The organism is Lactobacillus paragasseri (assembly GCF_003584685.1).
GTDB classification, from domain to species: Bacteria; Bacillota; Bacilli; order Lactobacillales; family Lactobacillaceae; genus Lactobacillus; species Lactobacillus paragasseri.
On record NZ_AP018549.1, the window covers coordinates 209,489 to 221,419 of the forward strand.

At 35.0% G+C, this 11,931-nt stretch carries 10 protein-coding genes and 1 tRNA gene; all 11 read left to right on the top strand.

Features of this window, described 5'->3' with window-relative positions; translation table 11 throughout:
- The first annotated feature begins 36 nt into the window (after positions 1-36).
- The 11 genes from LpgJCM5343_RS00855 to LpgJCM5343_RS00905 all read left to right on the top strand — a co-directional run bounded on the left by LpgJCM5343_RS00855 (position 37) and on the right by LpgJCM5343_RS00905 (position 11,880).
- Positions 37-750 (top strand): hypothetical protein, encoded by a 714-nt coding sequence (locus LpgJCM5343_RS00855; protein ID WP_077959356.1) that lies wholly within the window; start codon positions 37-39, stop codon positions 748-750.
- Between the two features lie 72 nt (positions 751-822).
- Complete coding sequence (locus LpgJCM5343_RS00860) at positions 823-1,686, top strand: GRP family sugar transporter (protein ID WP_003649565.1); 864 nt, start codon at positions 823-825, stop codon at positions 1,684-1,686.
- Positions 1,687-1,970: 284 nt separating this feature from the next.
- On the top strand, positions 1,971-2,852 hold the full coding sequence (locus LpgJCM5343_RS00865; protein WP_003649564.1) for an aldose 1-epimerase family protein: 882 nt from the start codon (positions 1,971-1,973) through the stop codon (positions 2,850-2,852).
- Positions 2,853-2,984: 132 nt separating this feature from the next.
- The gene (locus LpgJCM5343_RS00870) at positions 2,985-4,094 is read left to right on the top strand and encodes an LCP family glycopolymer transferase (protein ID WP_020806598.1); all 1,110 of its coding nucleotides are present in this window, start codon (positions 2,985-2,987) and stop codon (positions 4,092-4,094) included.
- A complete protein-coding gene (locus LpgJCM5343_RS00875; protein WP_003649562.1) occupies positions 4,094-4,714 on the top strand; it encodes a glycerol-3-phosphate acyltransferase in 621 nt (206 codons plus the stop codon). The genes LpgJCM5343_RS00870 and LpgJCM5343_RS00875 overlap by 1 nt, the downstream gene beginning before the upstream one ends.
- Entirely contained in the window at positions 4,711-7,659 is a 2,949-nt protein-coding gene (locus tag LpgJCM5343_RS00880) for an LTA synthase family protein (RefSeq protein ID WP_113576179.1), read from the top strand. The genes LpgJCM5343_RS00875 and LpgJCM5343_RS00880 overlap by 4 nt, the downstream gene beginning before the upstream one ends.
- 258 nt (positions 7,660-7,917) lie before the next feature.
- Positions 7,918-9,180 carry a tyrosine--tRNA ligase gene (gene tyrS, locus LpgJCM5343_RS00885; protein ID WP_101890927.1) on the top strand — a complete coding sequence of 421 codons (1,263 nt, stop codon included), beginning with the start codon at positions 7,918-7,920 and terminating at the stop codon, positions 9,178-9,180.
- Between the two features lie 70 nt (positions 9,181-9,250).
- Positions 9,251-9,323 (top strand) — tRNA-Thr (locus LpgJCM5343_RS00890).
- A gap of 126 nt (positions 9,324-9,449) precedes the next feature.
- Positions 9,450-10,763, top strand: coding sequence for a C1 family peptidase (locus tag LpgJCM5343_RS00895; protein ID WP_101890928.1), 1,314 nt, complete (start codon positions 9,450-9,452; stop codon positions 10,761-10,763).
- 16 nt (positions 10,764-10,779) lie between these two features.
- Entirely contained in the window at positions 10,780-11,433 is a 654-nt protein-coding gene (locus LpgJCM5343_RS00900) for an HD domain-containing protein (protein WP_113576180.1), read from the top strand.
- 63 nt (positions 11,434-11,496) lie between these two features.
- On the top strand, positions 11,497-11,880 hold the full coding sequence (locus LpgJCM5343_RS00905; protein WP_101890929.1) for a transcriptional regulator: 384 nt from the start codon (positions 11,497-11,499) through the stop codon (positions 11,878-11,880).
- Positions 11,881-11,931: the final 51 nt, after the last annotated feature.

Consider the following 11,931-nt stretch of genomic DNA (forward strand, 5'->3'; position numbering starts at 1 on the left):
AAAAGTGAGATAATCTTAACGAGGGAGAATTTTAGAATGAAAAACTTTAGTCAAAATACGTGGATAAAAATTGCTTTATCTATTCTTGGAGTTTTGGCTGCAATTTTGGTTTATGTGCCTAACTACGCAGCAGTTGATCAGGGACTTAAGGGTAGATGTGCAATTTTCTTTATTATTGCAGTGGTCTTACTCTGGCTACCAATGGAATTAAAAAGCAGTATTTTTGCTTTGAATTTCTATTATGAATTAGGATTGATTTTAATTATTGTCTTTTTAATGACTAATCAAATGGCAATGAATTTCGTTATTGGTCTAGTTATTGCTTTCCTTTTATTAACCTGGATTGGGATGGTAATTTTTAAAAATAATCTTGTAATGAAACAAAAGAATAGTGAATTGTTAATTATTAGGTTAGTGATGATGCTGGCTTTAGCCTATTTGGCCTATATCAGCGGTTTTGCGGCACTAATGGGTGCTGAAATTTTTACTGTACAAGGACAAACTTGGCTACTTATTTTAGGATTTCTACTTTGTGTATACTATCTAGTTTTAGCAGGAAGTATTTGGCAGCCTTGGTTTAGAAGATGGACTTCTTGGATCATGATTTTAGCGGCAGTTGTCCTGCACATGATCTTTGCAAGTGCAACCTCGTTAAATATTATCTTTTTGCCAATAATCGGTGAAATAATTATGCTAATTTCAGTCTGGCGTAGCAATCGGATCTTAATGAAAAAGAAAAGGATTTCATAATTGACTCTTGCCAGACAGTATTAATCCCTGATAGAATAAATTGTTTAAAAGTTTAGGGAGAGATACAAAATTATGAAATATGTTTATTTGTTTTTACCAGCAATTGGCTGGGGACTGATGCCCCTTGTTATTGCTAGTGTAAAGAATAGTACAGTTTATAATCAAATCGTTGGTACAGTTGCAGCTTCATTTATTTTTGGTGCAATTGTAATGGCAATTATGCATCCAGCAATGAGCTGGTCACTATTTTTGCTTTCTGCATTAGGTGGTGCTTGCTGGGTAATTGGTCAAGTTGGTCAATACATTTCTTATGAAAAAATTGGTGTTTCTGAAACAATGCCGATTTCAACTGGTTTGCAGTTGATTGGTGTACCTCTTGTAGGTGTGCTTGCTTTTGGTGAATGGGCTAGTCCGCAAGCTAAGCTTTATGGCTTTATTGGTATTCTAGTATTAATTATTGGAGTTGTTTTAACTTCATTAACTGATCGCGGAACAAGCGAAGGTAATAAGTCTAATCAGATAAGTACAATTATTTTGCTTGTTTTAACTTCACTTGGCTACATTACTTCAAGCTCAATTCCAAAGGCTTTACATGGAAGCAGTATTTCAATCTTCTTTGGTCAAACCTTTGGTATGCTTGTAGCTGTGTTTATCTATACGCTTGTTACTAAAAATTTACATGTTTGGAAAGAAAAATCTACTGTTCAAAGTGGTGGAGCAGGTATTCTATATGCAATTGCTGCTTTAGCTTACATTCTTTCCGTTCAAGATAACGGAGTTAACATGGCTTTTGTTATTTCACAACTTTGCGTAGTTATTTCTACTTTAGGTGGCTTGATTTTCTTACATGAAAAGAAAACTCGCAACGGTTTGATTTTTACCATTGCAGGCCTAGTTTTAATTATTGGCGGTGCAATGTTAACTACATTATTCTAGAAATGAAAAAAGGCATCCCAGAGGGATGCCTTCTTTGTATCAACTTGTCCTAATTCTTAAATATTTTTAGTATTAGAACACTTTTAATTGTATTAGAACCAAATTAAAAGTCAAGTTAAATACAATAGAGGTTTAAAAGGTATATTGTACGTAAAAATTAAATAACAAATTAAGAAATAAAGAATCCAATAATAAACTATATGTTATCGCTTACAGTTGACATATTGAGTGTGGCGTGATATTTTCAGAATAGGATCGGTCGAAATTGTTTAGGAGGACAATGGATGCTAACAATTGAAAACAACCAGTTAAAGGTTGAAATTAATGAGGTCGGTGCTCAGCTTACGCACGTAGTCGATAAGACTACTAATGCCGACTACATTTGGAATGGGAGCGAGTGGGAAAGACATGCTCCAATTCTTTTTCCGGCAATCGGAAGATCAAATGACAATAAATATATTTTAAATGGGAAAACATATGAAATGAAGCAACATGGCTTCGCTCGTGACTATCCTTGGACAGTTGTTGATAAGGGAGACGATCGAGTAAGTCTGACTTTAACTGAAAATGAAGAAACTCTAGCTGTTTATCCATTTCATTTTAGTCTGATGGTTACCTATACGCTAGAAGCTAATCAATTAAAGGTAGAATTTTTGGTTAAAAATAATTCAGAAGAAACGATGCCATTTGGACTTGGTTTTCACCCAGGCTTTAATGTGCCAATAGCTGGAGATGAATTGAAATTTTCAGATTATGAGTTAACTTTAAGCCCAGAAGTGACAGAATTAACTCAATTTCAAATTGATCCAATTCCATTTAGAAATGGTAAGGTCATTCCAGTACCTAATGCACAAAAGGGAACTTTGCCGCTATCGTATTCAGAATTTGATGATGGTTTGATTATTATTAATAATCCAGGTTTAACCGGGATTGAGTTAAGTAGTGCCAAATCAGAACATAAAATTTCTTTAACGTTGGAAGATTTCCCATATGTAGCGCTATGGACCATGACTGATCCAGAAGCTAAGTTTTTATGTATGGAACCTTTTGCTGGCTTGCCAGATATTAAGAGCAGTGAATTGACCGACTGGATGGAAAAAGAAGGCAATAACTTCCTAGCACCAGATGAAAGTTCACATTTTTCAACTACAATTACTTTAGAATAAATATGAAAAGAGGGAAGCTGTGTGAAGTTTTCCTCTTTTTTTACTAATTGTTTAAGATTTGGCATAATAAAGTTTTCAGAGTGTAATTTTGCTATAATATCCTTGTTTTAAGAAAGTTTGAGAAAGAATATTATGGATAATAAGCCCAAAGAACCTGTTCTCTCAAGAGTTGAGCTGAACAAAGAAAAACATAGTAAGAAAAAGCCAATCCGTATTATTATTGCGGTTATTTTAGTGCTGGTTTTAGGACTTGGAGCCTATGCAGGATCTGTTTATTTAAAAGCTAAAAATGCCTTTGATAAAACATATGACCCAAAGACTGCTGTAAAACAAGATAGCTTTTCTGGTAAAGAACCATTCAATATTCTCTTGTTAGGTACAGATACGGGAGCTTTTGGTAGAAAAGAAGTTCGCGGGAACTCAGATACAATGATTTTGGTAACCGTTAATCCGGCTAAAAAGAAACTTTCTCTAATGTCGATTCCGCGTGACACCATGGCAAGAATGATTGGCACCGAAAACTTTAGCGTTCATAAGATTAATGCCGCTTATAATATTGACGGTGCCAAAATGGCAATGAAGACTACAAGTAAGGTCCTTAATGTGCCAATAAAATACTATATTTCAATGAATATGGGCGGAATGAGAAAGATTGTAGACGGCGTTGGTGGCGTTACAGTGACGCCGCCTCTTACCTTTACTTACGATGGCTACACCTTTACCAAAGGTAAAAAGGTACACTTAAATGGTAGTCAAGCCTTAGCTTACTCTCGAATGCGCTATGACGATCCTCGCGGAGACTATGGTAGACAATTACGGCAGCGTGAAGTAATTATGTCCGTTTTAGAACATGCAATGTCATTTAGTACGCTAAAGAATTTAGATTCAATCTTAGGCTCTGTTTCAACTAGTTTGAGAACTAACTTAACTTTTGATTCAATGGTCAAAATTAGTAAAAACTACCGTAAATGTACTCAAAACATGTCCAGCGACTATTTGCATGGAGTAGGAGCAATGATTGGAGATGCTTCATATCAAGTAATGTCTGATAGAGAATTGCAACGAACATCTAATATTGTGAGAAATGATCTTGGTTTAGATTCAATGAATATTGATAATAATGAAACTTATCAAAATTCAATGAATTCTCAATTTGATTGGACCAGTGGTGATTCTAATCAGGTATACTACATATATGATCCTTATACGGATGAATTATGGAACGGAGATCGTGCTTATTAATGAATGAATTAATTTCACTAGTAATAGGATATTTCCTCGGAAATATCCTTTTTGCTATGATTGTCGCAAAAATATTTTTACATAAAGATCCAACTAAGTATGGTTCAGGTAATCCTGGTACAGCTAATATTGGTGCAGTTTTTGGTAAAAAATGGGGTATTCTCACTTGTATTGGAGACTTAGCTAAAACTTTGGCAGCATTATTAATTGTCTACTTTCTTTATCATGGTAATCGCTTAGATTTATCTTTTGCTGGTATTGGAGTCGTCTTAGGGCATTCATTTCCGTTCTGGAATCACTTCAAGGGTGGTAAAGGAGTGGCAGTTACTGCATTGTGGATTGTCTTTTTTGACTGGCGAGCTGGTTTGATTGCTTTATTAATTGGCTTGTTTTTAGTGATTATTATGAAAAATCTTACTATTCCGCCACTTGTATATATGTTGGGGTTCAGTATTTTTACTTGGCTTAACTTTGGCTGGGAACAAGGATTAATCTTTTTAATTGCTACTTTAATCATGATTTTTCAATTTAGAAAAGATATTGTCGACTTCTTTACTGGACACGGTAAGCGAGTAGATGTTTTGGTAACAATTAAGAAAAAGTTAGGGATATACAAATGAAATCAGCTTTAAGAAAAACAATCCAGTGGATCTTACTTTTGTGTTTGTTGCTGGGAATATTAATTCAAACCTTAGGCTTTTGGAATTATAATCCAACGTCAGTTTCTACTAAAACGCGAATTGGCATGGTAATTAGCTTAATTCAATTGATAGTGGTTGTCTGGTATGGGATGAGTTACGGCAATAAGGAGTATAGCTTTAAAGAGGCAGTTAAGAACTGGCTTGAAGGCGTCGTTACTCTTATTATTTTCTATTTAGTATTTGTCATTTCGTTGCCACAGTTTTTCTCAGCTTGGAATTTATGGGGAATCTTTTTCCCAGTTTTAACTAGTACATCAGCTTTATTTAGCGGAATTATAATTTCTTTATTCTTTCAACCATTTATTTTTAGATTACAAGAGAAATTAAATACTAAGCAAAATGTGTTGCTGCTGACAGCCATTACAGTTTTGATTTTTGCCTTAAGTGCAGGAAATTCGCTTTTAACTAGTTATAGTATTTTTGGCCTTTACTTAGCTGTACCTTTTGCCTGGGGAATGCTTATTTCAAAGATTAAGGCATCTAAGAAAGTAGTTCTTGGCTTAGTAGTAGCAACGATTATTTTGCTACCAGCAGTTTATTATCTTACGATTAAATTAATGCCGATTCAGACGCCGCAAGGATTCATCTTTTCTCAGATGAATATGTCTTGGAATACTAGTCTTTTAATGGCGCCATCATCACCATTGATGATTTTATTTGTCATTGCTGGAGCATTATTATTTAGAAGTTCAATGCTTGGAGTATCTCACAGATTATTTTCAATTCTAATTCCAGCAATTATCTTTGGCACTACTTCTTATGGGATGAGTTTGTGGAAGGAAAAATTGCAACTTTTGCTTGCACCTGTAAGTAAGAAAGTTACTGTTTTATTGATTCTTTCTTTATTAGTTGCAAGTTTCATTATTAATTTTGTTTTTGTTAAGTTTCTACTTTCAAATAAGCATGTTCAGAGATTTTTGAATAAGTTTGATGAAAATAATCTGGATGGTCTTATTAAACTTTTAGAAGCGGGAGTAGACTTTTTAAAGCGACACTCTAAATCAATTATCTTATTTGCATTCCTGATGTTCTTAAGTGTCATTGGCTTTTATACTGTTCGAGACATTCAATCTGCAAGTGACTTTTGGGCTGCTCTAGTCTTTATTTTTACTAGCAAATTTGGCACCTTAGTTTTATCGTCGATTTTCTTATTTACAATTTATGAGATCTTCTATGTAATCACTACTAGGTTCTGGGTATCCGCAAGTATTCCAACTGTTTTGGCTTTAGGAATTGCAATTGCAGATGGAATTAAGATGGATTTAAGAGAAGAGCCAGTTTATCCAAATGAAATTAGTGAGATCGTTAATTGGAAGACGCTGATTCCAATGATTGGTGTGCAGACTCTAATTTACATTCTTGTTGGTATTGCACTTTTAATTGCAATTATTGTTTATCTAGAGCTAAAGCACCCACATAACTTAAGAAGAAAGAAAAAGAGCTGGGTTGCTTTAATTGGAAGTCTTTTAATTTTGATTACACCGGTGTGGTTTAATGATGAAAATTCAGCGATTTACTATATTTCAAAGGGTTTTGATAATAATCCTGACTTTAGAAATCCACCGGATAGTACAGCTAATAATGGTGCTGTCTTAACTTTCTTAGATTTCATCAAAGTGCCAATTATGGAAAAAGTTGATGGTTATTCTGAACATGCCATCAAGCAAATTACTAAAAAGTATGAAAAAGAAGCTATTGCTATTAATAAGACTAGAAAGAACAAGTTATCCGATCAAACAATTGTCTTTAATCTTAGTGAAAGCTTTGTAGATCCAGAAGAATTCCCAGGAGTCAAAATTTCTGATAATGTTAGAGATCCGATGAAGTATATCCGTAGCTTAATGTCGCAAACGACTTCTGGCAAGATGCTTAGTGCTGGATATGGTGGTGGAACTGGAAATATGGAATATGAGTCCTTGACTGGATTTAATATGGGAAACTTCTCGAGTGCTCTTACTCCATATACTCAGGTAACTTCACGTTATAATTTTTACCCAACAATTGGGATGAATTTCCCTTATAGTAGCGCAATTCATCCGTTTAATGGTACTTATTATGGCCGAATTGATAATTATCGCCGGTTTAAATTTAATAAGTTTGCTTATTTAGGCTCTAAATATAAGATCTATGATAAAAAGTCGCTTGGAACGAGTCCATATCTTTCTGATGAGACGGCTTACCAGAATGGCTTGAGACAAATTAAGAGTAGAAAAAATGGTCAATTTATTAACTTGATCTCAATGCAAAACCATATGCCATATGGTGATTATTATTCACCAAATGAATATAAGGATAATGTCAGTGGCTCTTCTCTTGCAGATGATAATGTTAAGACTAGCTTTGCGGCATATACAAAGGGTGTTGAATATACTGATAAGGCAGTGAAGAAGTTTATTAAAGAAATCGATGAAATTAATAAGCCAATCACGCTTGTCTTTTATGGCGATCATTATCCATCAATTATTGATCAATCGTTATTATCTAAGTATCCAATTAAAATGCATTCTACTACTTACTTTATTTATTCAAATAAGTACGCTCGTGAGCATGGTGCTAAGAATAAAATTGTTCCAGATAAGTATGTTGCAACGAGTTCCTTTATTTCGATGGCTTTAGAGCAAACGAATTCTAAAGTTACAGCTTACCAAGCATTACTTACTCGGATCTACAAGGATCTTCCTGCAATGACAATTAACTATAGTAGCAGTGATGGTTTTGAACTAGTTGATCAAAATGGTAAGAAAGTTTCTGAAAAGAAATTAACTAAGAAACAAAAAGAACTACTTAAAGACTATCAATTGATTCAATATGATATGTCAGCAGGGAAGGGATACACATTGGACGTCAAGGGCTTTTATAAATAAGCGGTTGACTAAAAGGCTATTCTCCCTTATTATCATAGGTAAATAAAAGTAGCTACTTAATTCAGTGTTCAGAGAACTAGCGGTTAGTGTGAGCTAGGCAGGTTAAGCAAGCGAAGTACGTAATGGGGTAGTTTCCTTATCAACTGACTTAAGGCGCATTGAGCGCAAACGTGGGTGGTACCACGGCTAATGAAGTAATTTAGTCGTCCCTAGATTTCGAGAGAAGTCTAGGGACGTTTTTTGTTAGGAGAAATTATTATGGCAAAATTTGACATTTTAGAAGATTTAAAATGGCGCGGTGCTATTAACCAAGAAACCGATGAGGAAGGTTTACGCAAGTACTTAGCAGAGCATGATGATTTAGCTCTTTACTGCGGAACTGATCCGACTGGAGATTCACTTCACATTGGTCACTTGATTCCATTTATGATTTTGAAAAGATTCCAAATGGCTGGCTACCATCCAGTAATTTTGATTGGTGGAGGAACTGGTTCAATTGGTGATCCATCAGGTAGAAAGACCGAACGTGTTCTTCAAACTGCTGAACAAGTTAAGCATAATGAGGAAAAGTTGACTGCTCAAATGAAAAAGTTATTCGGTACGGAAAACTTTGAAATTAAAAACAATGCTGATTGGCTTGGAAAGCTTAATTTGATTGATTTCCTGCGTGACTATGGTAAATTTTTTCAAGTTAATAATATGATTAACAAAGATGTTGTTGCTAGCCGCTTAGAGAATGGTATTTCATTTACTGAATTTAGTTACCAAATCTTGCAAGCAATTGACTTTTACCACTTGAACAAAGATAATGGCGTTCAACTTCAAATTGGTGGTTCTGATCAATGGGGCAACATTACAGCTGGAATTGACTTAATCCACAAGCTTGAAGGTGCAGATCGTCCTGCCTTTGGTTTAACTATTCCATTGATGCTTAAGGCTGATGGTACTAAGTTTGGTAAATCTGCTGGTGGTGCTGTATGGCTCGATCCAGAAAAAACTAGTCCTTATGAATTCTACCAATTCTGGATTAACCAAGATGACCGTGATGTTGTGAAGTACCTTAAGTACTTTACTTTCTTGAGTCGTGAAGAAATTGAAGACTTAGCCGAAAAGACTGAAAAAGAACCTTGGAAGCGTGCAGCTCAAAAGAGATTAGCAGAAGAAGTAACTAAGTTTGTTCATGGTGAAGAAGGCTTAAAAGAAGCTCAAATGATTACTGAAGCACTATTCTCAGGTAACGTTAAGAGCTTGTCTGTTCCTCAAATTGAACAAGCTTTGAAGAACGCACCAAGTGCAGAAGCAACTCATGAAGCTAAGAATATCGTTGAATTCTTAGTTGAAACTAAGATTGAACCATCTAAGCGTCAAGCACGTGAAGATGTTAAGAACGGTGCTATTTATGTAAATGGCGAACGTCAAAATGATGTTGACTTTATTGTTGAACCAGATAGTGATTTTGATGGTAAGTACGTAATTATCCGTAAGGGTAAGAGAAAGTACACTCTAGTTAAAATTAAATAGTAATCAAAAAGGGAAGACGAGGGATGCAATAAGCGTTCCTCGTCTTTTTTGTTATAATTAAACTGTATATGCCGTTTTAGCTCAGGAGGTAGAGCACCGCCGTGGTAAGGAGGAGGTCCCCAGTTCAAATCTGGGAAACGGCTTAGTTATTAAATAAGCTTAGGCTAGCAGAAGCTTTTTTGATGGATGATGCATTAAGGGATGGTCAAAACGACTGTCCCTTTTTATAATGGAGATAAAATATTGTAATTTATGAAAGAGGAATAGACATGGCACATGAACTTACACTAGAAGAAATTGAAAAATTTCAACAAGATTATCAACAAAACAAACAAAATAAGATCGCTGAATTAGCTGTTGTGAATAACGGCGTGCAAAAAGCCAGCTTCAACAGTGAAGGAATTCGTGATTTAAATCGCACCTTCTCAATTGAAATTCCAACTGATAATGTGACTGATCAAAAACAATCAGGTCGTTGCTGGTTGTTTGCGGCATTGAACGTTTTACGTCACAAGTTCGCTAAGCAATATCATGCAAAGAACTTTACTTTTTCACAAAGCTATCTCTTTTTCTGGGATCGAATCGAAAGAGCAAATATTTTCTTCAATCATATCTTAGAAACTGCGGATAAACCTGTGGATGATCGAACTGTGCATTTTTATTTGCAAGCTCCAGATACTGATGGTGGACAATGGCATATGGCTATCTCCTTGATTAGAAAATATGGCTTAGTGCCAACTTATGCACAAGATGAAAGTTTTACTGCTAACAATACAGCAGCGTTTAATCAAGCCTTGAACATGAAGTTACGTGAAGATGGACTAGTTTTACGTAAACTTGCTCAAGAAGGAAAAGAAGCTGAAATTGAGCAAAAACGCCAAGAATTTTTAAGTGAAGTTTACCGTATGGCTGTGATCGCTTTTGGACAACCTGTGCATAAGTTTGATTTAGAATTTAAAGATGATGATGGTAATTACAAGTTAGATCAAAATCTTACCCCACTAGACTTTTTCCACAATTATTTTGAAGATGATTTGGATGACTATGTTGTTCTCTTTAATGCGCCAGATCATGAATATGACAAGCTTTATGCTTTTCCATTTGAAGATAATGTTGAAGGCGGTAGTCCAATTAGATTTTTGAATACAAATATCGAAAATCTTAAGGAAGCTGCTATTAAGCAATTAAAAGATGGTGAAACGATCTGGTTTGGTTGTGATGTAGGCAAGCAAAGCGACCGTCAAAAGGGAATTTTAGCTGCTGATTTATATGAAACAGATACTGTTTTTAATATTGAAACTAAATTAAGTAAGAAAGAGCGTCTTGAAACTGGTGCTAGTGGCTCTACTCATGCAATGACCTTGGTTGGTGTAGATGTAGTTGATGGTAAGCCTCGTCAGTGGAAGGTTGAAAATTCTTGGGGAACCAAAGTTGGTGAAAAAGGCTACTTTGTAATGGACGATAAGTGGTTTGACGAATACCTCTTTAAGGTTGTAGTGAAGAAGCAATACTTACCTGAAAAATTAGTAAAGATTGCTGAAGGAGAAGCTACTCCAGTTCCTTGCTGGGATTCAATGGCTTAATTTTGGTGATAAACAGATGGATATTGAATTAGTTAAGCAGTTTACCCAAGATCATTTAAAAGGTGAAAAAACAGGACATGACTACTATCATGGACAACGAGTAGCAAACTTAGCTATAAAAATGTATTTAAGTGATTATCCCGATGCGCATGCAGATAGCCGAGTTGTTGCTATTATTCAGACTGGTAGTTACTTGCACGATACAATTGATGAGAAAATTTGCGATGACCCAAGTAAGGTAATTGCAGAAATTAAAGAGTTACTACCTAAAGTTGGATTTACTGAGTTAGAAGCACAGGATATTTTATTTACGATTCAGCACATGTCTTTTTCCGCCAATATTGAACATCACTACAAGTTGCCCTTGAGTGGACAATATGTGCAAGATGCAGATCGAATCGAAAGCTTAGGTGCAATCGGAATCGCACGAGCATTTACTTATGGCGGAAAGCATGGAAATAAGATCTATGATCCAGAGATTAAGCCTGAAAAGTTAGTAAGTCATGACCAATATCGTAACCATGTTGAGACAACGATTAATCACTTCTATGAAAAATTATTTGATTTAGAGGGATTGATGAATACTCCTGCTGCTAAGAAAGAAGCACATCGAAGAACTGAATATATGCGTGAATTCGTTCAAGAATTTATGGATGAATGGAATGTGTAAGATAATAAAGCTAGCTAATCTTTTGGCTAGCTTTATTATTCACTTAATTAAGGGGATGAAGTCATGTCTTATATTGCAGATTATACTAATAGTTATGACATTCGTGGACAACAAATTACAATTACTGCGTCTGCTCGTTTTGACAAGAATACTGGTAAGGTAATTGCTGACTTAGAACTTGATGATCATGCAGCAAAATTAGCTTTGGAAAAGTATCGGAGAAAGTTTGGTATTATTTCACCAACTGATCTTAAAAATTTACGACATCATTGGAATTTTAGTAAAGAAAAATTTGCTGAAGTTTTGGGATGGAATGTGGCAACAATAGCTCTTTATGAAGCCGGAGCTGTGCCATCGATTAGTGATAATCGTTTACTAAAGATTTTAATTAAAAATCCCAAACTTATGGAAAAGTTTATTGAAGATAGTGAAAAAGAAGAATTATAAAAGGGATCTGTGTCTATAGCGACGCAAATCCCTTTTTATCAATATATTTTA